This window comes from Aeromonas bestiarum (genome assembly GCF_028751155.1).
Lineage (GTDB): Bacteria > Pseudomonadota > Gammaproteobacteria > Enterobacterales > Aeromonadaceae > Aeromonas > Aeromonas bestiarum.
The window spans coordinates 1,247,192-1,273,428 of sequence record NZ_CP064746.1; the positions used below are offsets into that span (position 1 = coordinate 1,247,192).

Annotated in this window: 24 protein-coding genes and 1 pseudogene; 14 read left to right on the forward strand and 11 right to left on the reverse strand. The window is 63.5% G+C overall.

What is annotated here, in order from left to right; translation table 11 throughout:
* Nucleotides 1–13 precede the first annotated feature (13 nt).
* The 6 genes from IU367_RS06085 to IU367_RS06110 form a co-directional block, all read right to left on the reverse strand.
* The gene (locus tag IU367_RS06085) at nt 14–1,759 is read right to left on the reverse strand and encodes a bifunctional molybdopterin-guanine dinucleotide biosynthesis adaptor protein MobB/molybdopterin molybdotransferase MoeA (protein ID WP_274453700.1); all 1,746 of its coding nucleotides are present in this window, start codon (nt 1,757–1,759) and stop codon (nt 14–16) included.
* On the reverse strand, nt 1,756–2,400 hold the full coding sequence (gene mobA / locus IU367_RS06090; RefSeq protein ID WP_274453702.1) for a molybdenum cofactor guanylyltransferase MobA: 645 nt from the start codon (nt 2,398–2,400) through the stop codon (nt 1,756–1,758). The genes IU367_RS06085 and mobA overlap by 4 nt, the downstream gene beginning before the upstream one ends.
* The gene (locus tag IU367_RS06095) at nt 2,372–3,067 is read right to left on the reverse strand and encodes an energy-coupling factor ABC transporter ATP-binding protein (protein ID WP_098983132.1); all 696 of its coding nucleotides are present in this window, start codon (nt 3,065–3,067) and stop codon (nt 2,372–2,374) included. The genes mobA and IU367_RS06095 overlap by 29 nt, the downstream gene beginning before the upstream one ends.
* A gap of 115 nt (nt 3,068–3,182) precedes the next feature.
* Nucleotides 3,183–3,884, reverse strand: coding sequence for an ABC transporter permease (locus IU367_RS06100; RefSeq protein ID WP_043137869.1), 702 nt, complete (start codon nt 3,882–3,884; stop codon nt 3,183–3,185).
* A complete protein-coding gene (locus IU367_RS06105; RefSeq protein ID WP_274453704.1) occupies nt 3,884–4,012 on the reverse strand; it encodes a hypothetical protein in 129 nt (42 codons plus the stop codon). The genes IU367_RS06100 and IU367_RS06105 overlap by 1 nt, the downstream gene beginning before the upstream one ends.
* A gap of 64 nt (nt 4,013–4,076) precedes the next feature.
* Complete coding sequence (locus tag IU367_RS06110) at nt 4,077–4,922, reverse strand: ABC transporter substrate-binding protein (protein ID WP_241325123.1); 846 nt, start codon at nt 4,920–4,922, stop codon at nt 4,077–4,079.
* 239 nt (nt 4,923–5,161) lie between these two features.
* On the opposite strand from IU367_RS06110, the gene IU367_RS06115 reads away from it, so the two are divergent.
* Nucleotides 5,162–6,517, forward strand: coding sequence for a sigma-54-dependent transcriptional regulator (locus IU367_RS06115; protein WP_274453705.1), 1,356 nt, complete (start codon nt 5,162–5,164; stop codon nt 6,515–6,517).
* Between the two features lie 25 nt (nt 6,518–6,542).
* On the forward strand, nt 6,543–8,663 hold the full coding sequence (locus IU367_RS06120; RefSeq protein WP_274453706.1) for a sensor histidine kinase: 2,121 nt from the start codon (nt 6,543–6,545) through the stop codon (nt 8,661–8,663).
* Between the two features lie 111 nt (nt 8,664–8,774).
* Here the strand turns inward: IU367_RS06120 and IU367_RS06125 are convergent, their stop codons facing one another.
* Both IU367_RS06125 and IU367_RS06130 read right to left on the reverse strand, forming a co-directional pair.
* The gene (locus tag IU367_RS06125) at nt 8,775–9,641 is read right to left on the reverse strand and encodes a helix-turn-helix transcriptional regulator (RefSeq protein ID WP_084214094.1); all 867 of its coding nucleotides are present in this window, start codon (nt 9,639–9,641) and stop codon (nt 8,775–8,777) included.
* Between the two features lie 89 nt (nt 9,642–9,730).
* Nucleotides 9,731–10,588 (reverse strand): formate dehydrogenase accessory sulfurtransferase FdhD, encoded by an 858-nt coding sequence (locus IU367_RS06130; protein WP_274453707.1) that lies wholly within the window; start codon nt 10,586–10,588, stop codon nt 9,731–9,733.
* Between the two features lie 213 nt (nt 10,589–10,801).
* Between IU367_RS06130 and IU367_RS06135 the strand changes: the two genes are divergently transcribed.
* The 11 genes and pseudogenes from IU367_RS06135 to IU367_RS06185 all read left to right on the forward strand — a co-directional run bounded on the left by IU367_RS06135 (nt 10,802) and on the right by IU367_RS06185 (nt 21,223).
* Nucleotides 10,802–11,332 carry an REP-associated tyrosine transposase gene (locus IU367_RS06135; RefSeq protein WP_274453709.1) on the forward strand — a complete coding sequence of 177 codons (531 nt, stop codon included), beginning with the start codon at nt 10,802–10,804 and terminating at the stop codon, nt 11,330–11,332.
* Between the two features lie 120 nt (nt 11,333–11,452).
* Nucleotides 11,453–11,662, forward strand: a pseudogene (locus tag IU367_RS06140) (transposase); the annotation flags it as partial.
* Between the two features lie 141 nt (nt 11,663–11,803).
* Nucleotides 11,804–12,472, forward strand: a complete 669-nt coding sequence (locus tag IU367_RS06145; protein ID WP_274453710.1) for a DUF4145 domain-containing protein — start codon at nt 11,804–11,806, stop codon at nt 12,470–12,472.
* 239 nt (nt 12,473–12,711) lie between these two features.
* The gene (locus IU367_RS06150) at nt 12,712–13,281 is read left to right on the forward strand and encodes a DUF3305 domain-containing protein (RefSeq protein ID WP_274453711.1); all 570 of its coding nucleotides are present in this window, start codon (nt 12,712–12,714) and stop codon (nt 13,279–13,281) included.
* A complete protein-coding gene (locus IU367_RS06155; protein ID WP_274453712.1) occupies nt 13,274–13,942 on the forward strand; it encodes a DUF3306 domain-containing protein in 669 nt (222 codons plus the stop codon). The genes IU367_RS06150 and IU367_RS06155 overlap by 8 nt, the downstream gene beginning before the upstream one ends.
* Before the next feature lie 104 nt (nt 13,943–14,046).
* Nucleotides 14,047–15,807, forward strand: coding sequence for a 4Fe-4S binding protein (locus tag IU367_RS06160; RefSeq protein ID WP_420796493.1), 1,761 nt, complete (start codon nt 14,047–14,049; stop codon nt 15,805–15,807).
* Between the two features lie 10 nt (nt 15,808–15,817).
* Nucleotides 15,818–16,450 (forward strand): TorD/DmsD family molecular chaperone, encoded by a 633-nt coding sequence (locus IU367_RS06165; RefSeq protein WP_274453713.1) that lies wholly within the window; start codon nt 15,818–15,820, stop codon nt 16,448–16,450.
* Nucleotides 16,451–16,523: 73 nt separating this feature from the next.
* Nucleotides 16,524–16,727 (forward strand): transcriptional initiation protein Tat, encoded by a 204-nt coding sequence (locus tag IU367_RS06170; RefSeq protein ID WP_043137891.1) that lies wholly within the window; start codon nt 16,524–16,526, stop codon nt 16,725–16,727.
* 23 nt (nt 16,728–16,750) lie between these two features.
* A complete protein-coding gene (locus tag IU367_RS06175) occupies nt 16,751–19,627 on the forward strand; it encodes a formate dehydrogenase subunit alpha (RefSeq protein ID WP_274453714.1) in 2,877 nt (958 codons plus the stop codon).
* 4 nt (nt 19,628–19,631) lie between these two features.
* On the forward strand, nt 19,632–20,255 hold the full coding sequence (gene fdh3B / locus IU367_RS06180; RefSeq protein ID WP_042865547.1) for a formate dehydrogenase FDH3 subunit beta: 624 nt from the start codon (nt 19,632–19,634) through the stop codon (nt 20,253–20,255).
* A complete protein-coding gene (locus IU367_RS06185) occupies nt 20,252–21,223 on the forward strand; it encodes a formate dehydrogenase subunit gamma (protein WP_274453716.1) in 972 nt (323 codons plus the stop codon). Before fdh3B ends, IU367_RS06185 begins: the two co-directional genes overlap by 4 nt.
* Nucleotides 21,224–21,315: 92 nt before the next feature.
* Here IU367_RS06185 and IU367_RS06190 read toward each other — a convergent pair whose 3' ends face one another.
* Nucleotides 21,316–22,446: a hybrid sensor histidine kinase/response regulator gene (locus IU367_RS06190; protein ID WP_098983161.1), complete on the reverse strand. Its 1,131-nt coding sequence runs from the start codon at nt 22,444–22,446 to the stop codon at nt 21,316–21,318.
* 237 nt (nt 22,447–22,683) lie between these two features.
* Here IU367_RS06190 and IU367_RS06195 point away from each other — a divergent pair, with 237 nt between their 5' ends.
* Nucleotides 22,684–24,399 carry an NAD-dependent malic enzyme gene (locus IU367_RS06195; RefSeq protein WP_274453717.1) on the forward strand — a complete coding sequence of 572 codons (1,716 nt, stop codon included), beginning with the start codon at nt 22,684–22,686 and terminating at the stop codon, nt 24,397–24,399.
* Between the two features lie 54 nt (nt 24,400–24,453).
* On the opposite strand, the gene IU367_RS06200 is transcribed toward IU367_RS06195, so the two are convergent.
* Together IU367_RS06200 and IU367_RS06205 are read right to left on the reverse strand one after the other, a co-directional pair.
* Nucleotides 24,454–24,795: an RT0821/Lpp0805 family surface protein gene (locus IU367_RS06200; RefSeq protein WP_274453718.1), complete on the reverse strand. Its 342-nt coding sequence runs from the start codon at nt 24,793–24,795 to the stop codon at nt 24,454–24,456.
* Nucleotides 24,792–26,189 (reverse strand): Hint domain-containing protein, encoded by a 1,398-nt coding sequence (locus IU367_RS06205; protein WP_274453719.1) that lies wholly within the window; start codon nt 26,187–26,189, stop codon nt 24,792–24,794. The genes IU367_RS06200 and IU367_RS06205 overlap by 4 nt, the downstream gene beginning before the upstream one ends.
* Between the last annotated feature and the right edge of the window lie 48 nt (nt 26,190–26,237).

The following is a 26,237-nucleotide window of genomic DNA, read 5'->3' on the forward strand; positions in this document are numbered from 1 at the left end:
TGATCGCTATGTATCAGGCCACTCGTCCCTGGAGTGGGTGGATCCAGACCCGCTCGCCGACCGCGATGGCCGGCTGGGCGGGGACAATTTCAATCAGGCAGTTGGCATCGGCCATGGAGCTGAGAATGCCGGAGCCCTGCGGCCCTGTGGTGCGCACCCGCAGCACGCCGCTGGCATCCTGATGGAAGACGCCGCGCAGAAACTCGGTGCGGCCAGGGCGGCTCTGCATCTTCTGCTCGGCCTGTGCCGACAGGCGCAGCGGCTGCCAGAGCCGGCCCTGCAGGCGGGCGATGGCGGGCTCGACAAATTGCAGGAAGCAGACCATGGCCGCCACCGGATTGCCCGGCAGGCCGAAGAAGGGGGTCTGCCCCAGTTTGCCAAACGCCAGCGGGCGGCCCGGCCGCATCTGGATGCGCCAGAAGGCTATCTGGCCAAGCTCGGCCAGCACCTGCTTGATGAAGTCGGCATTGCCTACCGAGACGCCGCCCGAGCTCAGCACCAGATCGGCGTCGGCCGCGGCCTGTGCCAGCTGTCGGCGCAGTATGGCGGGATCATCCGGGATGATGCCCAAGTCCATCACCTCGCAGCCGGCGGCGGCGATGAGCGCCATCAGGGTGAAGCGATTGCTGTCGAAGATATGGCCCGGGGCCAGCGTCTCGCCCGGCGCCTGCACCTCGTCACCCGTGCTGAACAGCGCCACCTTGAGCGGGGTACGCACGTTGAGAGTGGCCTGACCGAGCGATGCCGCCAGTCCCAGCTGGGGGGCGCCGAGGCGAGTCCCGGCCGGGATGGCGACCGCGCCCAGCGCCAGATCTTCACCGGCCTGGCGCACGTTCTGCCCCGCCTTGATGGGAGCGCTGATGGTGACCCAGTCGCCGTCAACTTGAGTCTCTTCGCGCATCACTACCGTATCGACGCCGGGGGGAAGCGGCGCCCCCGTCATGATCTGCACCGCCTGACCCGCCAGTACCGGCTCGTGGCGCTGCTGGCCTGCCAACACCTGACCCACCAGTTGCCAGCGACCGGCGGCGAGGTCGTCGCCGCGCAGGCCAATCCCGTCCATCGCCGAGTTGGCGTGGGGGGGCACATTGATGGGGCTGACCAGATCGGCGGCCAGCACGGCGCCGTGGCAGCGGGCCAGCGGCGTGTCCGTGCTGCGTGCTGTGGGTGTGAGGGCGTCCAGAATGGCGCTGCGGGCCCCTTCCACCGACAGAAAACCTGCCCCCGGCGCCTGCTCCTGCTGCCGGCTCTGCGTCAGGTAGGCGCAGACGAAGTCGGCGATGGCGTCCAGATCATTGATGTCGAGCCGGGGCAGGGCTGTCTCCTGGGGCTGATCGCTTGCCAGGGCGATTATGTCGCGATCAATCGGGAACAGCAGCGGCTTGCCGAGCGCCGCGCGGTGCAGCTCTATCTTGGGGAAGTGCTCGTGCTTGAACCCCTCCACCAGCAGCAGGTCGAGGCTGGTTTGATCGAAGCTGGCCAGCAGCTCGCGAAAATCGGCCTCGGCCAGCTCGGTTTCAATCATTCGTGCATGGCGGCGGCGCGAGGCGACCATCATCTGGCTGGCGCCGGCCTTGCGCAGGCGATGGCTGTCCTTGCCCGGCTGGTCGATGTCGAAGTCGTGGTGGGCGTGCTTGAGCACCCCGAGGCGCAGGCCACGACTCACCAGCAGGGGGATGAGCTGCTCCAGCAGCGTGGTCTTGCCGGTACCGCTCCAGGCAGCAAAGCCGAGCAGGGGAAGGGTGGGGGCCGGGGTCATGGGGTGGCTCCTTGTTGGGGGTCGGTAGACGAGTTCAGCAGGCGCGCCTCGTAGGCGGCCAGCTCGGCCGGACTGTTGAGATTGATGAAGGCATCCGGCTGGTCGGCAAAGCTCACCACCGCCATCCGGTGGCGGGCAAACCAGATATCTATCTTGCGCTCCCCTTCGGCCAGGGCTCGGGTGAGCGACGGCAGCAGGGACTTGTGCAGCAGGGCGACCACGGGTTGCAGCCAGTCGCCGTCGTGGGCCACCACCAGCTCGGTATCCGGGGTGAGGGCGGCGCGAAAGCGGCTCATCAGATCGTGCGGCAGGGCGGGGCCGTCGCAGGGGACGAACAGCACCCAGTCGTGGCGGGCGGCGGCAAGGCCGGCCTGCATGCCCGCCAGCGGGCCCAGATAGTCCGGGTTGTCGTCGCTGATGACAGGGGCCAGCGCCTGATAGCGGGCCTGACTGCGGTTGGCGTTGATCAGTATCTCGTCCACCTGGGGCCTTAGCCGGTCAAGCACGTGGTCGATGAGCGGGCGGCCCGCAAGCTGGACCCAGCCTTTGTCTTCGCCCCCCATGCGGGTGGCGCGGCCACCGGCCAGGATCACGGCAGAGACGGGGAAGGCATCAGTTCTGGGTTCGCTGTTTGAGGTCATGTCGCTCGATGATTTTCAAAGGGGTGGGTTCGTGCAGCCGGCCCCGGGCTAGGGTCCATTGCCGCTCGCACAGGTCGGTCAGATCGTTGCTCTGGTGGCTGATGATGACCAGGCCGCTGCCTTGTTCCCGCAGATCTTGCGCCAAGGCGGCCATCAGGGCAACCGAATGTGCATCCAGATTGGCGGTGGGTTCATCCATCAGCAAGAAGGCGGGCTGCAGCGCCCAGGCGCGGGCCATGGCCAGACGCTGGCGCTCGCCACCGGACAGAATGCTGATGTGCTCCCGCGCCAGCCCCTCCAGCTCGACCCGGCGCAGCGCCTCGAACACCCGTACCTCGTCGGCGGCCTGATGGCCGAGGGCCCAGGCCACGTTGTCGTGCACGCTGCGATCGAACAGATAGGGGGTCTGGTGCAGGTAGGTGACCCGGCCCGGGCCGGGATCCCGTGTGATCCACTGCTCGAGCCTGGCGCGCCAGCCCCGGGCCAGGTTGGTGTGGCCTAGGGTCGGCGTCAGCAGGCCGGCCAGTATCTTGAGCAGCGTGGTCTTGCCCACCCCGTTCGCCCCGCGCAGCCAGATGGCGTCGCCCGCCGCGATGGAGAGCCGCTCTATCTGGAACAGGTTGCGCTCGCCAAAGCGCATCATCAGCTGGTGGGCGGTCAGGGCCATGGGGTACTCCAGTTGATAAACAGTGGGGGCATGGTCGGTTCTTCAACTCGCTGTGACCACGACAGAGATGGGGTCAGCAGCATCCGGTCAGGGATAATAGTGCGCGGCGCCATGGTCAGTTTTTCAAATAACTGTGACCGCGGCACGCGGTCAGCAGCAGGTTGAGCAGCAGGGCCAGGCTCAGCAGCACTATGCCGAGCGCCACCCCCTGGGCAAAGGCGCCCTTCTGGGTTTCCAGCGCGATGGCGGTGGGGATGTTGCGGGTGAAGTGCAGGATATTGCCCCCCACCATCATGGAGCAGCCCACCTCGGTGACGATGCGGCTGAAGGCGCCGATCACCGCAGCCAAGAGGCCGAAACGGCACTCGCGCATCAGCCCGAGCAGCGCCCTCGGCCAGGAAAGCCCCAGGGTGAGCGCCGTCTCCCAGGCGCGCCTGTCGCTCTGGATAAAGGCGGCGTGGGCCATGGTGGCGATGACGGGGAAGGCGATCAGCATCTGCCCCACCACCATGGCCTGCTGGGTGAACAGCATCTTCCAGTCGCCGAAGGGGCCGGCCCGCGACAGCAGCATGTAGAGCAGCAGGCCTATCACCACGGTCGGCACCGACTGCAGGGTATTGATGCAGGAGAGCCAGAGCCAGCGCGCCGGGATCGGCAGATAGGCGAGCGCAAAGCCGAGCAGCAGGGCCGGCACCAGCACCAGCGCCAGTGCCAGGCAGGAGACGGAGAAGGAGACCCCCACCACCTGCCACAGATCTGTGTCGCCCCCGAACAGCAAGGCAAGCGCCGCCAGCGTTGTATCCAGCAGAGTCGGCATCAGACGCTTGCCTCATGGGGCAGGGCGAGGGCCGTCAATGCAGTCATATCCAGCAGGGTCGGCATCAGGCGTCTCTCCTCATGGGGTAGGGCGAGGGCGGCCAGCGTCGTTTCGACCAGGGTCGGCATCAGACGCTTCCCCTATCGTGCGGGGCGAGAGCCATCCATGTGATCGTATGGAACAAGGGCTGCATTATTTCCCGTTGGCATCGGCCACAAACAGCGCCTGGCCTGCCACCTTGAAGTCACCGATAAGCGTCTGGCCGTGTTCGGAGACCAGCCAGTTCTTCAGGGTGCGGGCCCCTTCGGTATTGAGATCCGGGTAGCGCTTGGGGTTGACCAGGATCACCTGATAGGGGTTGAACAAGCGCTTGTCGCCTTCCAGCAGCACGGCGAGATCCAGCTTGCTCTGATAGGCGAGCCAGGTGCCGCGGTCGGTCAGGGTATAGGCGCCAAGCTCGGAAGCCATGGTCAGGGTCGGGCCCATGCCCTGGCCGATGGATTTGTAGCCGGCAAACTCGGGTTTGACGTCGGCCGCCTGCCACAGGGTCTTCTCCTTGATGTGGGTGCCGGACTCGTCGCCGCGGGAGATGAAGGTCTGCTTCTTATCCTTGATGGCCTGCAGCGCCCTGGCGGCGTCGTGCAGCTTGCCCAGACCCGCAGGGTCTTTCGCCGGGCCTACGATGACGAAGTCGTTGTACATCAGGTGCACCGGCTCTATGCCAAAGCCCGCGTCGACGAACGCCTTCTCGGCAGACGGAGCATGGGTCATCACCAGATCCGCGTCGCCGTTCTCACCCATCTTCAGGCTCTGGCCGGTACCGGCCGCCATCACCTGTACCGGATAACCCGTCTCCTGGGTGAACTGGGGCAGCAGCCAGCCCAGCAGGCCGGACTGCTCCGTGCTGGTGGTGGTGGCGAGGCGAATGGGCGCCTTGGCGCTCTCGGCGTGGCTGGCTGTGCTCAACAAGGGCAGGCTCAGCAGCAGGGCGGTGGAGAGGGCAAGGGCGAGACGTTGGCGCACGGTTCCTGTGATCATGATGTTCATCGTATCCGGGTGATGGGGAGAGGGCAGGACTAAGCAAGCAGGGTGCCAAGCTGCCAGCAGCGAGGTTTTCAATGCTAAAACAGTCGGTTAAGGGTGTTAATTGCGTGATGGCCCCGTTGCTTTTAATAAAGGGGGTTGGCACTCGGGGCCGGTTAGCGACAAAATGTCCCACAGTTTATAAGGTCGGTGGGACAATCCCGGAACCTTGTCGAATCTGAGGTACTTTTTTCATGACTGCACCCGCCAGCCGTTGGTCCGCCCTCTCTCTGCTCATCGTCGATGACGAGCCCGGCATGCGCAGCTTTCTGGCCAAGGCGCTGGCCAGGCGCTTCGCCCAGATAGAGACGGCCGCCAGCGTGGAGGAGGCGGAAGCCCTGCGCTGCCGTCTGCATTTCGATCTCATCATCGCCGACATCCGGCTGCCGGGGCGCTCCGGCATCGAGTGGCACGAGGCCATAGACCCTGCCACCCGGCGCAGCGACATCATCTTCATGACCGGCTTCGGCGACATGGAGACAGCCCTCAAGGCGTTGCGGCTCGGCGCCAGCGACTTCATCCTCAAACCCTTCAACCTGGATCAGATGGTGCAAGCGGTGGACAGGGTGATAGAGCGCCGCCAGATGGAGCGGGAGAACCTGCTGCTGCGCCGGGAGGTGAGCAAGCTGTTCCCGCCCACCCTGATAGGCGACAGCGCCAAGACCCGCGAGCTCAAGACGCTCATCGCCAGAGTGGCCCCCTCCAACGCCGCCGTGCTGGTGGAGGGGGAGTCCGGCACCGGCAAGGAGCTGGTGGCCCGCGCCCTGCACCAGCTTTCCGGCCGCATGGGGGCCTTCGTGCCGCTCAACTGCGCCTCCATCGCCCCCGAGCTGCTCGAAAGCGAGCTGTTCGGCCACGTGCAGGGGGCCTTCACCGGCGCCCGCAAGGGGCGCGACGGCCTGTTCCGGGTCGCCCACCAGGGCACCCTCTTTCTGGACGAGATAGGCGAGATGCCGCTCGCCATGCAATCGTCCCTGCTGCGGGTGCTGGAGCAAAAAGCCATTCGGCCGGTCGGCGCCGAACGTGAATTGTCGGTGGATGTGCGCATCGTCGCCGCCACCAACCGCAACCTCAAAACCGAGGTGGAGGCGGGCCGCTTTCGGGAAGATCTCTTCTACCGCCTCAACGTGGTGGCGCTGCCGGTGGCGCCCCTGCGCGATCGCGTCGACGACATCCCGGCCCTGGTGCACCACTTCACCCGCCAGCTCACCGCCGAGATGGGGATGGGCTCGCTTAGCTGGACCCACGAGGACGTGGTGGCCATGCAGGCCTATCCCTGGCCCGGCAACGTGCGCGAGCTGCGCAACCTGATCGAGCGCTGCCTGCTGCTGGGCAAGCCCCCCGCCGACTACTGGCAGAGCAGCAAGGCGGCAGAACAGGAGGCGAGCGAGGAGGGCTATCCGCTGGCGTGGCCGCTGGCCGAGGTGGAGAAGGCCCATATCCTGCAAGTGGTGGCGAGCCATGATGGCAACAAATCCGCCGCCTCCCGGGTGCTGGGGGTGGCGCGCAAGACCCTGGAGCGCAAGTTCAAGGAGTGGGCCATCGAATGACAACCCGCAACCGGACGGCACCACTATGACCCTGCTGCCGCGCTGGCTCAAGACCAAGGTACGCTGGCGCCTGCTGCTGCTCACCTCGGTGCCCATCATGCTGACCCTGGTGGGCATGATAGGGCTGACGCTTTACTGGACCCTCACCTACAGCTGGCAGAACCTGCTCACCAATGTGCGCGGCGACCTGGGGGTGGCCCACCATGCGGTCAATGTGCAGCAGCAGCGTCAGGCCGAACATCTGGAACACCTGCGCGATGCCTGGGCCTTCCAGCTGCGGCTGCGCCAGACGCCCGAAGCGCTGCCGGCCTGGGTGATGCCGCTGGCAGCCAACTACGATCTCGACTTTCTGCGCCTGCGCAGTGGCGCCGAACTGGATCTGCTGACGGCCAGGGAGCGCACGGCCCTCGCCGCCGGGCGCAGCGTCAGCCACTTCGTGGTCTGGTCGCGGGAGCAGTTGCTGGCCCTCTCGCCTGCCCTTGCCAGCCGCGCCGTGCTGGACAGGGAGCACACGGCCGCTCTGGGCCAGGAGACCCGGGGGCTCGTCAGCCTCTCCCTGACCCCGGTGATGGGACGGGACGGCAGCCTCTGGGCCGTGCTGGAGGGGGGCGAGCTTATCAACGGCAGCACCCGGCTGGTGGACGAGCTCAAGGGACAGGTGTTTGCCAAGAACACCCTGCCGGATGGGAGCATAGGCACTGTCACCCTGTTTCTCGGCGATCTGAGGGTGAGCACCAACGTGCCCGCCAGCAGCAGTCGCCAGCTGGGGCGGGCTGTGGGGACGCGGGTCTCGGCGCCGGTGCGCGAGCAGGTGCTGGATCGGGGGGAGCTGTGGGTCGACCGGGCCTTCGTGCACGACGCCTGGTATGTCTCCGGCTACGAGCCCCTGCTCGGGGCGCACGGCGAGCGCATCGGCATGCTCTACGTCGGCTTTCTGGAGTGGCCCTTCATTCGTACCTACCTCACCAACCTGCTGGAGCTGGGCTCAGGCGTGGTGCTGCTCCTGCTGCTCTCGGGCCTGCTGGTCTATCGCGGCGCCCGGGATCTCTTCACCCCCATAGAGCGTATGCACGGCGTGGTGCGTCAGGTGCAGCATGACCAGTCGGCCAGGGTGGGGGCGCTGCCGCTCGACCCCGACCACGAGCTGGCCCAGTTGGGGCGCCAGTTTGACGCCATGCTGGATCGGCAGGCGGCGCACCAGCAGCAGCTGGCCCGCAGCGCCGACGAGCTGGAGCAGAAGGTGGCCGAGCGCACGGGCAGCCTGGAGCAAAAGACTGCCGAGCTGGAGCACCATATCCATATGCTGACCCAGGCGCGCCAGCAGCTGCTCATCAGCGAGAAGCTGGCGGCCCTCGGCGAGCTGTGCGCCGGGGTGGCCCACGAGATCAACAACCCGCTGGCGGTGATCCTCGGCAATGTGGAGCTGATGAAGCTGGAGCTGGGGGAGGCCGCCGCCCCGGTCAGCGAGGAGCTGGCGCTGGTGCTGACGCAGATAGAGCGCATTCGCGCCATCACCCGCAGCCTGCTCCAATACTCCCGCCCCGGCGACTACGAGACGGCGCCGGTGTGGCAGCACCTCACCCCCATCATCGAAGAGAGCCTGACCCTGGTGCGCTCCGCCCTGCGCCAGCAGCAGGTGAACCTGGTGGCCGACTTGCAGGCCCAGCAGCCCATAGAGGCGGATCGCCAGCAGCTGTTGCAGGTGCTGATAAACCTGCTGGTCAACGCCAGCCACGCGCTGGGAGAGCAGGGGGAGATCCGGGTCGAGAGCCGCGACTGGTTCGACGAGGCGGGTGGGCTGCAAGGGGCCGAGGTGCGGGTCATCGACAACGGCAGCGGCATAGATGCCGCCATCATGGACAAGATCTTCGACCCCTTCTTCACCACTCGGGCCACAGGCACAGGTCTGGGGCTGGCCCTGAGCCATCGCATCATCAGCCGCTGGGGCGGGGAGCTGGTGGTGGACTCCACTCCCGGGCAGGGGAGCTGCTTTACCATCAGGCTGCGCAGCCATGCCCTGCTGCCCAGCGGCGGCGAGCCTACTCAGCTGGAGGGGTGGCGCATTGCGCTCGGGGCCGAGGGGCGTGGATCTGGCTCGGCGGGGCATGAGCCTGACTCGGCAGCGGATGAGTCAAGGCCTGGGTAAGCGCCTGTTCATTTATCAGAGCGGATGGCAATAAAACAGACGGGCCTGCCAGGGTGGCAGGCCCGTGCTGGTCAGGGCTGGTGGCGCAAAGAGAGGGGATGGCCGCTTTCGCTACTGCGGGCTCCACACCAGCTTGCCGCTCTGGGTCAGGTCATAGCCGCCGAGGCGGGCCGCCAGCTCGCGCCCCTCGGGGGATTGCAGCCAGCCGATCAGCTGCTGCAACAGGGTGCGAAAGAAGACCCCCTGCGGCATCACCAGATCGAAGCACTCCTGCGACAGAGGCATAAAGCCGAGGCCAAACTCGGTGGCCGTGCTCTGGGCGCCGGGCCCCACGTCGGCATCGCCCCGGCTGATGGCGGCGGCCAGCTCCCGCTCGCTGTTGACCTGCACAGTGCTCTCCAGCCGGGTCAGCGACTCCCCCTGGGTTTGCAGCCACTCCTGCAGGGCGCGCTGGCTGCCGGCCCCCTCCTGGCGCATAGCCCAGCGCCAGTCGAGCGCCTGTTTTGCCTCCTGCGGCTGCAAGCCCTGGCGCAGCACCAGCCCCTGTACCCGCCGAAAGCCATGCACTATCACCCATTGGCGGTGGCCCTGATACTGCTGCACCAGCGCCGGGTGGCGCAGGTGGGCCTCTTCGGCCTGACCCCAGTGAATGGCGCACAGATCCACATGGCCGCGTGCCAGCATCGCCAGCCCCTGGCGAGTGCCGCAGGGGGTGTAGCCCACCAGCGCCTGGGTGCCGAGCTGCCGCGCAAGCGTGCTGCAACCATAGTGCAGCAACACGTCGTCGGATCCCGCCAGCAGCAGCCGGTCGTTCATCACCCCCTCGTGGCAGCTGCCGAGCAGCCAGCGATCGAGCAGGGAGCGCGGAAACAGCCACTTGCCGGTCGCCTTGGTGGCGGGGATGCGCGCCTCGTTGGCGAGCTGGTAGACCTTCTTCTCGTTGAGATCGAGGTACTCGGCCACCTGCTTCACGTTCATAAATTCGTTCATGGCTTGCGCTTGATCCTCTGGCTGGTGTGGTCGAGATACTCAACTATCTGTTTGGCACTCATCAACTCGCTCATGGCTTACTCTCGCTGACCCCGGCCTGACGGGGTATGGAGCAGCACAGGCGGCCTCTCGTCCAGCTCCAGATGCTGCTGGCCGGTAAAGACTTCGAAGTGGCGCCCCTTGGCGCGGGCAATCATGGTGATGCCGAGCTGGCGGGCGAGATCCAGCCCCATCTGGGTGACGCCGGAGCGCGACAGCAGCACGGGAATGCCCATTTGCGCCACCTTGATCACCATCTCCGAGGTGAGCCGCCCCGTGGTGTAGAAGATCTTGTCGTGGCCAGCCTCGCCGCGCATCCAGAGCTCGCCCGCCAGGGTATCCACCGCATTGTGGCGCCCCACGTCCTCGACAAAGGAGAGGATCTCGCTGCCGCGACAGATGGCGCAGCCATGCACGGCGCCGGCCATCTTGTAGGTCTCGTTATGGGCCGACAGCGCTTTGAGCAGGGCGTAGAGGGTGCTCTGTTTAAGCTCAGGCGCCGCCAAGACCACCCCTTCCAGCTTCTTCATCACGCTGCCATACATGGTGCCCTGACCGCAGCCGGAGGTGACCGTCTTTTTCTCCAGCGACTTGTCGAGATCCTCGGCCTGCTGGCTGCTCACCACGGCGGCGGCCTCACTCTCCCAGTCGACGATCACCGACTCTATGGCCCCGATATCCTCGATAAAGCCCTGATTCTTGAGATAGCCCAGCACCAGCGCCTCGGGGCGTGCCCCCAGCGTCATCAGGGTCACTATCTCCTTCCAGTTGAGGTAGACAGTCAGTGGCCGCTCACAGGCGATTTGGCGGGTTTGCAGCGTGCCCTGCTCATCCATCACCTCGACGGCCATGGTGAGCTGGGCGGCAGCATTGCTTTTGATAAAGGTCGGTGTCATGGGCCCCTCGCGACCGGTTGCCGGGATCTAAGGGGAGGGATACAGCAAGTTTTGTTCCAGATTACTTTGGGCGAGATTCTCTCTATGCGGTTGAGTAGGTTCGAATAGCGGAGCGTATTCGGACGATCGCGAGATTTGTAGCCTTGCACTCGTGCGCATATCGCCGGGTCGTGACGCTATGCTTGGTTTTTCGGTTACGAAAAGGAAAAGGGGATGGCCAATTGGCGACGGGCATGGCGGCTCGGTGGAATCTGGTTCTTTACCGTCAATCTGCTGGAGCGGCGTGATAACCAGTTGTTGGTGACGCAGATCGATCTGCTGCGCCGTACCGTTGCCACGGTAAAGCAGACTCACCCCTTTACCATTCATGCATGGGTGGTATTACCCGACCATCTTCATTGCATCCTCTCCCTGCCAGAGGGGGACACAGATTTTCCTCTGCGTTGGCGGTTAATCAAAAGTCACTTCTCTCGGGCCTTGCCCATTACAGAGCGGCGTAGCCAGACCCGACTACGCCACGGCGAACGGGGTATTTGGCAGCGTCACTATTGGGAGCATCTGATCCGGGATGAAGAGGATTACCGTCGTCATATGGATTATGTCCATATCAATCCGCTCAAGCATGGTTATGTAACACAAGTGGGGGATTGGCCTTATTCCACCTTCCATCGTTACGTTGCAAGCGGTATCTACCCGCCGGATTGGTGCGGTGCGGTTGATCAACTGCAGCAGGAGTGGGAATAACCGGTGTTTTCCATCGAGACAGCCAGAATTCGTGGGCGTGCGGTCATGCCGCCATCTGAAAAAACGACAATCCAATTACTCGAATGTCCGAATACGCTCCGCTATTCGAACCTACGGTCCTTTGCCCACCCCTACTGTTCATGGGAGCGAGGACAAAATGAGAGCAGCAATGGCCTGCTGCGGCAATATGTGCCCAAAAGCAGCGATTTGAGCCTGGTAACAGTGGAGGCGCTTTCGTCCTTCCAAAAGCGGCTCAACTTGAGGCCTCGCAAATGTTTGGGGTTTAGGCAACCTCAGATAGTTTTTAACGAATTGCTCAAAGCTGCCTGATTTATAAACGGGCGTTGCACTTCAGTGTTGAATCCATCCTTCCCTAATGGCTGATATGAGATGAGCCGCATAGTTTCGTAAGATGAAATCACTTAATATTTGTCAATTATGTGGGGTTCACTGAAAAATAAAGGGTGTGCAATGGCTGAATTGGTTCAAAACTGTCCAAGATGTTATGTGAAACATACAACATTCTCTATTTTAGCTATAAATAATAATGGCCGCGTGAATGAGGCTGAGCTGTTTTGTGTATGCAAACACTGCCATAAAAGTGTTGTTTTTAATGTTGTAATAAACTATCAGTCTGCGTTTGATGACATTAGAGGTAAGGCCAGCATTAATATCACCAATAAAATAACAGTTAATTCAGTTGTTTGTATTAGGCCCGGGGATGTCATTACACCACCTGAATTCCTGCCAGAAGAAATCAGAATCAATTTTGATGAAGGGGCTCAATGTTATTCTATTGGTTGTTTTAATGCTGCAGCCACTATGTTTAGGCTATGCTTGGATAAAGCGACAAAGTCATTTCTACCAGAAGATCCCGCGACACCTCCAGCTAAAATAAGACGAAGTCTTGGGTTGAGGATGGACTGGTTGTTTGAAAATAGTCATCTACCTGTTGCTTTGAAAGAGTTGGCCGAATGTATTAAGGATGATGGTAATGATGGTGCTCACGAAGGGATTCTTTCAAAAGTTGATGTTGATGATTTGATGGATTTTACTGTGACCTTATTAGAACGACTTTATTCTGAACCTCGAAAACTAGAACTGGCAAAAGAAAGGAGATTAGCCAGAAGACAGCAATAAGGCCCTATGAGGCCTTATTTTTTATCTCGTATGTTGGGCTTCGCTGCGCTCTGCACCAACCTACGCCCGCGCCAACCCATGTCCCGCACAAGGCCCCACCATCAACCACCAAACCGGCCTTGGCCCCACTCTTGCTATGTCTTATCCCATTGATGGCTGTGGCCGCCCTGAATGTCCCGCCGTGATCCGCTCCGACAGGGGCTAACCAAGGGGGAGGGTGGCCCGGCAGAGACTTTCTGATGGGAGCCGCGACAGTGCAAGACACAACCAAACCCCTCTCCCCGCAGCGCTGGCTGCAGCTGGAGTTGAATGCCATCGACAGCCAGGTTGGCCGCTGGCAGAGCCGCCGTTTCGAGATTGCGGCGCTCCATCCCGCCGAGCCCGAGGCTGTAGGTGCCTTGCCCCTTACCCTGTTTCGCGATGAACGGGGGGATTATCGCTTTAACTTAAGCTCCGGTTCGCCCCGGCTCTTTGTCACCGGAAGCCGCGTGGACAATGGCTTTGTGGCCGATGGCCTGACCCTGAGTCAGACAGTGGCCGCCGCCTATATGGATGGCGAGCGGCAGGTGCTCTCCTGCCCGCTCCCCGAAGCGCTGCAAGCCTGGGTCGAGGCCTTTATCGGCCGCCACGGCGAGCTGCTGGAGGCCCGCCGCAAGGGCAAGAAGGGCAAGGGGCGGGCGCAGGATCAGCTGGGGGTCGATACGAGAGTTGAGACATCAAGAGACGCCAGTGATCAAGCCAATTGCGGCGCCGTCAAAGCCACAGGCCCCGATGGCCGCGAGCGTTCGGGAGCAGGCTCCCATGAGTGAGTTTCTCAAGCGCTGGTCGGCTCGAAAGCATCAGGCATTGCAGCCACAGGAGCAGGCCGACCCCGAGGTTGTTGCTATCCCCATCGAAGGCAATGACGAAGGAAAAATATCAGATGCAGAGCAGGATAGCCGCGTAGTCAGCACTGACAAGGGGAGTGGTGAACCCGAGGCTGCCGAGGGTCTCCTGTATGAGGTGTCGGAGGGAAAACCGGCTATCGGTGACGCCGCTTCGCAGCCGGCCAGACCAACCCAGCCGGGCAAATCTGCGTTGCCTGACAAAGAGACACTGAGAGCCATGTTTCGCACTCACAAGCCGGACGGGCTGGATGACTACACCCAGGATTTCAGCCAGCCCGAGCTGCTGCCGGCGGCCCTGACCGCCGGGCTGCGCAACTGGCTGGTGGAGGCGGTAACGGCGCCAGGGGCCGAGTCCGGCAGCGCACTGTCGCCATCAGATCAGGCATCACCCGAGCAGGCCATTGCCGACCAGCCAGCCGCTGGCTCCTCTTTTTCTTCTCCCGCCTCCCAGCGGAGTGAACCGCTCGCCACCTTGCCGGCCCTGGATCCACAAGCCCACACCAAGGATCGGGACATTTTGGTTGATGAGGATGGACAAAATGTCCCAACCAAGGGTGGGGGAATGGAGCGTCTGGGATCCTGACTCCCTGCCAGTCACTATTTTTCCGGGGGAGTTGGCTCGGCTCTTGCTCCTCCACAAGACCAACAAGCGATCCATCCCATGAGGTGGACCGCACAGGAGTGCATGTGAGCATCGAACAACATTACTCAAACCTGACCCCCGATGGGGGAGTGGCGGGGCGCAATGAGCGAGCCCGCGCCGACGCCTTGCGCCACACGGTCAAGACCGACAACCTGATCCCGGCTACCGTCTCCTACCAGAGTCAGGGCCGCTTGTTGCTGGTCGGCCCGGAAGATCGCATTCGCCGCGCCGCCAGCCTGCTGCCCCAAGGCGTGATGCCGACCCTGCTGGTCACCGAATCCGTCCACAATGCCGAGGCGGCAGATCTCGAAGCCATCTTCGACGCCACCGCATCCCTCAATGCCCTGACCCTGCGCGAGCCGAGCCTCAAGGGCTATCTCGGTCAGTACCAGCTAACCGGCCTGAACGGGCAGGGGGTGCGGGTTGATCTGGCGGGGCTTTGTTTTCCACAACAGGGTTTTCCACAACAGGGTTTCCCGCAGCAGGCTGCGGCAGCTGTCAGTGAACTGCCAGGGGAGCCTCGCTTCGATCTGGTGGCCGATCTGGGCCGCACGCCGCTGTTTGCGCTGGAGCGCCCACCGATCGGCTATCTGCATCTGGTTGATGACGAAGGGCTGGCCGCACGGCTCGCCGAGCTGTGCGCCCTGACCGGCATCTTCGACAAGCCGCGCTATTTTCGCCTCGACGCCGAGGCCTGTGCCTTCACCGCCCGCGGCGTGCCAGGTTGCAGCCGCTGCCTCGATGTCTGCCCGACCGATGCGCTCAAGCCCGTCAACGGCCGCATCCAGATAGATCCACACCTCTGCCAGGGCTTTGGCAGCTGCGCCTCCGCCTGTCCGACCGGGGCAATTGCCTATCACCAGCCCGATGCCAGCACCAGCGGCGACTACCTGCTGCGCCTGCTCAAACGCTATCGGGAGGCGGGCGGCGCCCACCCTGTGCTGCTGATCGCCGGGGAGAGCGAGCGGGCACGGCTTGAGGCCAGCCTGCCCGCCCTGCCAACCCACTGGTTGCCGGTCTGGGTGGAAGAGAGCGCCAGCCTGGGGGTTGAGAGCTGGTTGGCGGCGCTCGCCTATGGTGCCAGCGCGGTGCGCATAGTGCTTGGCGAGGACGCCCCCGCCAGCGTGCGGGCCCTGCTGGAGCGGGAGCTGGCCAGCGCCGCCGTACTGCTGGTGGGGGCCGGTTTATCGGCGGACCGGGTGGCGCTCCACTCCCTGAGCGCCATGGAGCGTGCCAGCGAACACCCTGGCACTGCGTTGTTCGACAAACCGCTGAAAGGGGAGAAGCGGGAGACCCTGTTTGCCGCCTTCGATGCCCTCTGGCAGGCCAACGGGGGCGGCCACGAGCCGCTGGCTGTGCCCCATGGCGCCCCTTACGGCGCAGTGGTGCTCAAGGAATCGGATTGCACCCTCTGCATGGGCTGCGTGGCGGTTTGCCCGACCCGCGCCCTGCATGCGGTGGGCCACACGCCCGGCCTCAACTTTATCGAGCAGGACTGCATCCAGTGCGGCATGTGCGAAAAAGCCTGCCCCGAGCAGGCCATCGTCCTTGCACCCCGCCTGCAGCCTGTGCCCGAGGCGCGCCGCGCCGTGCAGAGCCTCAAAGCCGAGGAGGCCGCCTGCTGCATACGCTGCGGCAAGCCGTTTGCGCCAGCTTCCCTCATTCGTCGCATCCAGCAAAAGCTGGCCGGTCACTCCCACTTCCAGAATGAAGCCGCCGCGCGGTTGCTGATGTGTGAGGATTGCCGGGTCAAGGATGTGTTTACGGCGCTGGCGGCGGATCCTGCCGCCCAGCTCAAGATATGAGGGGCCTGTGATGAGTGAACAACCGAATAGCCATACCGCACTGAATGCAGGCGAACTGACCATGACAGATCTGGAACAGAGCAGCGCCGACATGTATGCCCTGCTGGCGAGCCTGTGGCGCGCCGCCCCCCGAGGCGATCAGCTCGCCTGGCTGCAAGGCTTGCAGGCCATGCCGGGCCCCTTTGCCAGAGGGCTGGGGCTGGTGCAACTGGCCGCCAGCAGCCACCGCGAAAGCGAACTCGCCGAGGAGTATCAGGATCTCTTTATCGGCCTGGGGCGCGGCGAGATAGTGCCGTTTGCCTCCTGGTATCTCACCGGCTCTCTGATGGAGCTGCCGCTGGCGGTGCTGCGGGCCGATCTGCAATCCCTGGGTTTCGAGCGCCAGAGCGGGGTGTGCGAACCCGAGGATCACCTGGCCGCCCTGTGCGAGGTGATGGCGGTATTGATTGGTGAGCAGCACCCCGAGCGCAACCGCTTCTATGAACGGCATCTGGCTCCCTGGGTGCTCGCCTGCTGCCGCGATCAGCAACAGGCGAAGGGGGGCAGCTTCTACCGGGCGGTCGGGGCGCTTGCCGAAGACTTTTTCAAACTGGAGCAGGATCTGCGCCTGCCCTTTGGTACCCCTGTGGTGACGCTGCCATGACGCGGCACCCACTCACTCATAGCGAAGCCGGCACAGTGCGGCTGGCCATAACAAAAACAGAGGTCACAGAAAGATGAGCGATGAAAAGCTGAAAGACCCGTCCCGACGCAATCTGATCAAAGGGGTGGGCGTGGTCGCCACCATAGGCGTGCTGGCCGGTGCCACCGGCCGGGTGGTGAGCAAGGAGGCGCTGACCCACGACACCCAGCCCGACAAGGGCTATCGGGAGACCCCCCATGTTCACGACTTTTATCGCACCCTGCGCGGCACCGACTGAGCCGGCTCAGTGAAGGAGACCTTATGAAACTGACAAAACGAGCCGAGCCGGTCAACGCGAGCGAGCAAGGCAATGCGGCCGCTCGCGGCCAGGGGCTGACCCGCCGCGCCTTTATGGTCAACTCAAGTCTGGTGGCCGGCGGCGCCGTGGCCGCCGGTTGGCTGGCCCCCGCCATGATGCAGCGGGCCGAGGCCAAAACCGTGGCGGCCGAGGTGCCGGTCGAGGTGAAGCGCACCATCTGTTCCCACTGCTCTGTGGGTTGCGGCGTCTATGCCGAGGTGCAAAACGGTGTCTGGACCGGTCAGGAGCCGGCGTTTGATCACCCCTTCAACCTCGGCGGTCACTGCGCCAAGGGGGCGGCCCTGCGTGAGCACGGCCACGGCGAGCGTCGCCTCAAGTACCCGATGAAGCTGGTGGGCGGCAAGTGGCAGCGTCTGAGCTGGGAGCAGGCCATCGAAGAGGTGGGCAACGAGGTGCTGCGCCTTCGCAAGGAGTCCGGCCCAGACAGCGTCTACTGGCTCGGCTCCGCCAAGCACTCCAACGAGCAGGCCTACCTGTTTCGCAAGATGGCGTCCCTGTGGGGCACCAACAACGTGGATCACCAGGCGCGGATCTGCCACTCCACGACTGTGGCCGGGGTAGCCAACACCTGGGGCTATGGCGCCATGACCAACAGCCTGAACGACATGCACAACAGCAAGTCGATCATGTTTATCGGCTCCAACCCGGCGGAGGCCCACCCGGTCGCCATGCAGCACATACTGCTGGCCAAAGAGCGCAACGGCTGCAAGATCCTGGTGGTCGACCCGCGCCGCACCCGCACCGCCGCCAAGGCGGACATGTACCTCTCCCTGCGTCCGGGCACAGACGTCGCCTTTATCTGGGGCATGCTCTGGCACATTTTCAAGAACGGCTGGGAAGACAAGGAGTTCATCCGCACCCGGGTCTACGGCATGGACGAGGTGCAAAAAGAGGTGGCGCGCTGGACCCCGGCCGAAGTGGAACGGGTGACCGGTCTCAACGAACAGCAGGTTCATGGCGCCGCCAAGCTGCTGGCCGACAACCGCCCCGGCTGCGTGGTCTGGTGCATGGGCGGCACCCAGCACACCACGGGCAACAACAATACCCGTGCCTACTGCATCCTCGAACTGGCCCTCGGCAACGTGGGCAAGAGCGGGGCGGGCACCAACATCTTCCGTGGTCACGACAACGTGCAGGGAGCCACCGATTTTGGCGTCACCTCCGACTCGCTGCCCGGCTACTACGGGCTGGAAGAGGGCTCCTGGAAACACTGGGCCCGGGTGTGGGATGTGGATTACGAGTGGATCAAGGCCCGCTTCGACAACAAGGCCTACAACGGCAAGCTGCCGATGCAGAACAACGGCATTCCGGTCTCCCGCTGGGTGGATGGTGTGCTGGAGAACGCCGATCTCATCGAGCAGGGCTCCAACATTCGCGCCATGTTCTACTGGGGCCATGCGGTCAACTCCCAGACCCGCGGCCCGGAAATGAAGAAGGCGATGCAAAAGCTCGACATCATGGTGATTGTCGATCCGTACCCGACCGTTGCCGCCGTGATGAACGATCGCACCGATGGCGTCTACCTGCTGCCGGCCACCACCCAGTTCGAGACCTATGGTTCCGTCACCGCCACCAACCGCTCCATGCAGTGGCGCGACAAGGTGGTCGAGCCCTTGTTCGAATCCAGGGTCGACCACGAGATCATGTATCTGCTGAGCAAGAAGCTGGGCTTTGCCGATGAGCTGTTCAAGCATATCAAGGTGGAGAACAACGAGCCGCTCTTGGAAGACATCACCCGCGAATACAACCGCGGCATGTGGAGCGTGGGCTACACAGGCCAGAGCCCGGAGCGGCTCAAGGCGCACCAGCAGAACTGGCACACCTTCCACAAGACCAACCTCAAGGCCGAGGGCGGTCCGGTCAGTGGCGAGATCTATGGTCTGCCCTGGCCCTGCTGGGGCACCCCTGAGATGAAGCACCCAGGCAGCCACATCCTCTACGACACCAGCATTCCGGTCTCGGAAGGGGGCGGCGGGTTCCGCGCCCGTTTCGGCATCGAGTATCAGGGGGTCTCGCTGCTCGCCGAAGACTCCTGGCCGAAGGGAAGCGAGGTGGAGGATGGCTATCCCGAGATCACCGCCGATCTGATGAAGCAGCTCGGCTGGTGGGATGAGCTGACCGAGGCCGAGAAGAAAGAGGCCGAGGGCAAGAACTGGAAGACAGATCTATCCGGCGGCATCCAGCGGGTGGCCATCAAGCACGGCTTCGTGCCCTATGGCAACGCCAAGGCGCGCTGCGTGGTGTGGACCTTCCCGGATCAGGTGCCCAAGCACCGCGAGCCGCTCTACACCCCGCGCCGGGATCTGCTGGCCGACTACGCCACCTGGTCTGACTCCAAGAGCCTGTGGCGCCTGCCGACCCAGTACGCCTCCATTCAGGAGAAGGACGTCAGCAAGGAGTTCCCCATCATCCTCACCTCCGGCCGTCTGGTGGAGTACGAGGGGGGCGGCGATGAGACCCGCTCCAACCCCTGGCTGGCCGAGTTGCAGCAGGAGATGTTCGTCGAGATGAACCCGGCGGATGCCAACGACGTCGGCGTGCGCGACGGTCAGGATGTGTGGGTCGAGGGGCCGGAAGGGGGCCGGGTGCTGGTCAAGGCGCTGGTGACCCCGCGGGTCAAACCTGGGCTCGCCTTTATGCCGTTCCACTTCGGCGGCCACTTCGAGGGCCAGGATCTGCGCGCCAAATATCCGGAAGGGTCAGACCCCTATGTGCTGGGGGAGTCGGTCAACATAGTCACCACCTATGGCTATGACCCGGTTACCCAGATGCAGGAGACCAAGGTCACCCTGTGCCGCTTTCGCAAAGTAGGAGCCTGATCTCATGGCCAGAATGAAATTCATGTGTGACACCAAGCGCTGCATCGAGTGCAACGGCTGTGTGACGGCGTGCAAGAACGAGAACGACGACGCCCTGGAGTGGGGCATACAGCGGCGCCGGGTGGTGACCCTCAACGACGGTCTGCCGGGGGAGACCTCCATCTCGGTCGCCTGCATGCACTGCACCGACGCCCCCTGCATGGCGGTCTGTCCTGCGGACTGCTTCTATCACACGGACGACGGCATAGTGCTGCACAACAAGGATCTCTGCATCGGTTGTGGCTACTGCCTGTTCGCCTGCCCGTTCGGGGCGCCCCAGTTCCCGAAGACCGCCGCCTTCGGCGATCGGGGCAAGATGGACAAGTGCACCTTCTGCGCCGGCGGGCCGGAAGAGGATCACAGCGAGGCGGAGCGCCAGAAGTACGGCGCCAACCGCATTGCCGAGGGCAAGCTGCCCATGTGCGCCGAGCTCTGCTCCACCAAGGCGCTGCTGGCCGGTGACGCGCAGGTCATCTCCGACATCTTCCGCGAGCGGGTCGCCTATCGCGGCGCCAAGGAAGCGGGCTGGGGCAGCGGTGAAGAGCTGTTCCATGACGCCAGCAAGGCGGGCAAGGGAGGGGCGGCATGAAAACCTGGCTAATGGCCCTGTTTGCCGCCCTGCTGCTGGTGAGCACCGCCAGCTTCGCCGATGCCGAGAAGGAGGCGGTCGGCTTTGCCGGCGCCGACTACTGGCGGGCGGTGAAGGATGGGCAGGAGGGTTACACCACCTCCCGCTCGCCGGAGCACGGGGTGCTGATCTCGGTGCCGGGCCAGCTCTGGTTCGAGGTGAAGACCAAGTGGGTGTCGCCGCTCGGTGCCATCGCCATCTTCGGCTCCCTGGCCATGTGCGGCCTGATGTACTGGGCTGTGGGGCCGACCCGGCTCTCCAAGCCACGCACCGGGCGCAAGCTCAAGCGCTGGAGCCGGCTGGATCGGGCGCTGCACTGGACCACGGCGGGCATGTTCCTGACCCTCTCTGGCTCAGGGCTGGCCATCATCTACGGCAAGCACTTCATCAAGCCGGTGGTGAGCATGGGGGTGTGGGAGAACTGGATCTGGTTCGCCAAGGAGTTCCACAACTACGTGGGGCCGCTCTTCTTCCTCTGTTTGCTGGGCGTGCTCATCAAGTGGTTTCGCCACAACATAGTCAACATGGTGGACGTGCGCTGGTTCATGAAGGCGGGCGGCATGCTGGGGCCCCACAAGGGCAGCCACCCCTCGGCGGGCTTCTCCAACGGCGGCGAGAAGGCCATTTTCTGGCTGCTGATCTGGTTTGGCGGCATAGTGGTGGCGACCGGGCTGTTTCTGGACTTCCCCATCTTCGGCCAGCTGCGTCGCCAGATGGAGTGGGCCAGCTTCATCCACATAGTCGGGGCCCTCATCCTCATCTGCGGCTTCATCTTCCACATCTACATGGGCCTGTTCCAGCTGGAAGGGGCGCTGGAGGGGATGATCAGCGGCGATGTGGACGAGACCTGGGCCAAGGAGCACCACGACCTCTGGTATGAAGAGGTGAAGCACCAGCTCGACGAGCCTAAAGTGGGCAAGCCAGACTGAGGCTGGCCGTGATTCAACGATGAAAGAGAAGGGGCGCCGAGGCGTCCCTTTTTATTGTCTGCTTGTCATAGCACTCGTCAGCGCCAGCCTCTTTACAGGGGCGGCTGCAGGGGAAGCCGGATCTGGTATGTCAGCCCCTGGCCGGGCGGGCTGGTGACGGTCAGCTGGCCGTGCAGGTTGTTCTCCACCAGGTTGTGGATGCGGCAGGCGCTCAGGCCGCAGTGGTTGGTGTTGCCGCGCTGGGTGGTGAAGAAGGGCTCGAACAGGCGGGGCAGCTGCTCGGCCGTCATGCCGGGGCCCGAGTCTCTGTAGGTCAGCAGCAGCTCGTTGCCGCTTTGCGCTATGTTCAGGCCGAAGCTGTGTTGCCCCGGCCCCTTGAAGGCGTGATCCATGCTGTTCTTGATGAGCTCCTGCACCAGATCGAGAAACAGCGGCTCGGGGGCGGTCAGGGTTACCTCCTCGCCCCCGACATCCGCATTGACTCTGGCGATGAGAAACTCGGGCGAGAAGGCTTGCAGCAGCTTGCGCAGGCTTTTTTGCACCGGGAAGGGGAGGGCCGGCGGCTCGTGCTGATCCCGGGTCAGCTCCTTGAAGCGGGTGATCAGCAGGGCGACCCGGCGCAGGCTGGATTCCACCAACTCTGTGCCCTCCTTGATGTCGGTGAGCTGCTGGTGCAGCAGGCGCTGGCCCAGCATGCCGTTTTGCACCGCGTTCGCCAGCAGATCGCCCGCGCCGTGGATCAGGCTGGAGGCGGTGATGCCGATGCCGACCGGGGTGTTGATCTCGTGGGCAATCCCGGCCGTGAGCTGGAACAGGCTCTGGTAGAGCTGCACCTTGGCCTGCTGGCGGCTCAGATCCTTGAGGCGCAGCTGGTTTTGTACCCGGGCCAGCACCTCTAGCTGGTGAAACGGCTTGGAGACATAGTCGCAGCCGCCGGCCTGAAAGGCCTGCTCGAGGGCGCTGATCTCGTTGTTGGCACTGATGAAGAGGACGGGCAGGCACCACTGGCCCGGCAACTGCTTGATGCGGCGGCACGCTTCATAGCCATCCATCACCGGCATGTTGATGTCCATCAACACCAGTGCGGGAGGAAACCGGGTAGCGGCATCCAGCGCCTGCTGGCCGTCGGTCGCCTCGCGCACCTGATAACCCGCCTCTTCCAGCAGGCAGCGCAATATGTAGCGGTTGGACGCCATGTCATCGACGATCAGGATATCACTCATGTGTTCTCTCCCGCCCCTGAGGAAACCCATCCTGCTGGTGGCCTGTTGTTGAGCATAGTTGGCCGATTTAGGCCGTGCGTGGCCGGTATGAGGCCATAAACCGGTTTGGCGCGTTTTTTGGCCGCAGGGTATGCCCAAGCTCACAAAACTAAACAACCAAACGTCATATGATTGATTTCATTATGAGTCTTGCTCTCCTGCCGAACGGCAATTTCACGTAAATCAAAGAGAACGACTATGGCTACCGGACAATATCTGCTGTGGAAAGATGCACAGGGACAGGATTTTCGCCCCGTTGCACTGACTGGCACCGATCTGCTCAACGATCGCAATCTCAACAAGGGCACTGCCTTCACCGAACAGGAGCGCGCCGACTTCGAGCTCGACGGCCTGTTGCCTCCCCGGGTTCAGACTTTTGAGGCCCAGCTGGAGCGGGTCTATCAGGGCTTTTTGAGCGCCTGCAGCGACATCGAAAAGTACCAGAACCTGCGCGCCCTGCAGGATCGCAACGAGACCCTGTTCTATGCCCTGCTGTCACGCCACGTGGAGGAGATGACCCCCATCATCTATACCCCGACCGTCGGCAAGGCGTGCCAGGAGTTCAGCCACCGCTACCAGAAGGCGCGCGGCCTCTATATCACCCCGAAAAACGTCGAGGACATGGGCTCCTTGGCCCGTCAGCTGGACGCAAAATCGGTGCGCATTATCGTGGTGACCGACAGCCAGGGCATCCTGGGGATAGGTGATCAGGGGGTGGGCGGCATGGGGATCCCCATCGGCAAGCTCTCCCTCTATACCCTGGCGGCCGGTATTCACCCTGCCTGCTGCCTGCCCATAGCGCTGGATGTGGGCACCGACAATCAGACCCTGCTGGACGACCCCATGTATCTGGGTCAGCCTCACAAGCGCATCCGTGGCAAGGAGTACGACGACTTCATCGACAAGTTCGTGGCCGGGGTCAAGCGCCACTTCCCGAACGCCGTGCTGCAGTGGGAAGACTTCAGCAAGTCCAACGCCTTCAACAATCTCTCCCGCTACCAGCAGTCGCTGCCGTCGTTCAACGATGACATTCAGGGCACGGGGGCCGTGGTACTGGCCGGCATCATAGGGGCGGTCAAGGTCAAGGGGGAGACCCTGGGTCAGCAGAACTACCTGGTCTATGGCGCCGGCGCCGGCGGGGTAGGGGTTGCGGATCAGATCTGTGCCGGCATGATCCGCGAGGGGCTGGATCCGCAGGCGGCCCGGGATCGCATCTATATCCTGGATACCCAGGGGCTGGTGTGTGACAACCGCGAGGGGCTCGACGAGTACAAGCGCCGTTACGCCAAACCGGGTCTGCTGCTGGCGGGCTGGGATACCGAAGTGCCCGGCAGGGCCAACCTGACCGACGTGCTGCGCCATGTGCCCATCACAGTGCTGCTCGGCACCAGCGGCTCCGGCGGCGCCTTCAAGGAGGAGCACGTGCAGCTGATGCAAAAGCACTGTGCCCGCCCCATGGTGTTCCCGCTCTCCAACCCGACTGCCAACTGCGAAGCGCTGCCGGAAGACATCTACCGCTGGAGTCAGGGCAAGGCCATAGTTGCCACCGGCAGCCCGTTCAAGGACGTGCACTATGAGGGCAAGGATTACCGCATAGGCCAGGGCAACAACGTCTTCATCTTCCCAGGGGTGGGGCTGGCGGCCATCGTCAGCCAGCTGAGCGAGATCAGCCCGGATATCTTCACCACGGCCGCCTTTGCACTGGCCGAGTGCGTGAACGAGGTGGATCTGGCACAAGGCTCCGTCTATCCGCGCATTCGCGAGCTGCGCAACATCTCGGTGCACGTGGCGACTGCCGTGCTCAAAGACATAGTGCGCAAGGATCCCTCCCATCCGCTGATCGGGCAGGATCTGCAGCAGCATATCCTGAGCCACATGTGGGAGCCGCTCTACCTGCCTTATCGCCGGGTATGACGGTCGAAAGCGTGTGATGAAAAGGGGGTGGCCGTCGGCCACCCCTTTTTTTCGTCAGCTGCGCAGCGGCAGCCAGCGGCCCTCCTTGCTGCGGCAGGCGGTGTCCTGCCACTGCTGGCTTGCCTGGCCTATGTAGAGCTGCTCGCGATAGTCGCGGCACCAATGGCCGTTGGCGTGGCGAAAAGTGCGCAGCGGCGTGACGCTGCCACTGTGACGGTTGGCGGCATTGAACCAGGTGAGGCTCTGGCCTTTGGGGCGGGTTTGCAGTGCATCGGCCAGCGCCTGGTTGGCCAGTGCCACATCGGCCTTGTCCATCTGGTGGTAGAGAGGGGCGGGCTCAAGGGTGGCGCAGCCGAGCAGCCACAGGGAGAGCCAGGGCAGCAGATAACGGCTCATGGTTGCTCCTTTGTGCGAAAACCCTGCTGGATCAGGGTTTGTTCCTGTGCATCGGTCAGCGTCTGGCCGCGATCATCGACAGTGCCATCGCCCCGGATCTCGTTGCCGTTGGCATCGACGGCATCCACGCCCTTGTCATCTACAGTGCCGTCGCCCCGGATCTCGTTGCCATTGGCATCGACGGCGTCCACGCCCTTGTCGTCGACAGTGCCATCACCCCGGATCTCGTTGCCGTTGGCATCGATGGCATCCACGCCCTTGTCGTCGACAGTGCCGTCGCCCCGGATCTCGTTGCCATTGGCATCGATGGCATCCACGCCATTGTCGTCGACAGTGCCGTCGCCCCGGATCTCGTTGCCGTTGGCATCGATGGCATCCACGCCATTGTCATCCAGGCCGTTGCCAAGCCCGCGTCCGCTGGCATGACGATCCCCTCCGGCGTGGTGGTCTCCCCCGCCATGCTGCTCGCCCCCTGCATGATGCTCACCACCGGCGTGTTCACCACCGCCATTGTCATCACTACCCTGACCACCCCCATCGCTGTCGCTGCCGCCACTGCTGTCACTGCCGCCACTGCTGTCACTGCCGCCACTGCTGTCGCTACCGCCACCGCTGTCGCTACCACCGCCGCTGTCGCTACCGCCACTGCTGTCGCTACCGCCACTGCTGTCGCTACCGCCACCGCTGCCGCTACCGCCACCGCTGTCGCTGCCACCGCCGCTGTCGCTGCCACCGCCGCTGTCGCTGCCACCGCCGCTGTCGCTGCCACCGCCGCTGTCGCCATCCTTGTTGTGAACGATCAGCGAGTTGGCGATATAGCTGTGGCTGCCATCGAGGATCAGGTTGAACAGTGCCGTGGTGGGCGGGGCGTCAATCCAGCAGAGCGACTCCACCAGCAGCTCGCTCGGTTGCGGGGCCAGCGCCAGATTGCCCGCGCTGGCTGCGGTTGCCGGCCAGCCCAGCAGGCGCATGCCGGTAAACAGCGGCAACACGGCCAGGGCCGGATTTTCGGTACGGGTCATGGCTGGCGAGATGGCCGCCCAGCCGCGAGAGGTCAGGAAGGGGTGCTCGGCGGTGAAGAAGGGCGCCAGCTGGTTGATCCCGTAGAGCCTGCGCTCCCCCAGCAGTACCCGCTCTATAGCCTGGATCCGGTTGACATGACCATGTTGATCCAGCACTCGTTCACCGGCTTGCAGCGTCTCTATGGGGCGCTCGCTGCCGTCGGCCATGACGATGCGGGTACCGGCAATGAAGCAGGACTTGGCATGGGCCTGATTCATTTGCCATGCGTTATGGGTGAAATCATAACTGAATGGGGTAGCAAACAGGGCCAATGCGATGGCCGATCCCACCAGCAATCTGCGCTGGCTGGGCTTGAAAGAGGGCAGTGGCATGGGGGACTCCTTGTCCGGCAGGGATTCACGCAATCAAGTATAGAGTGA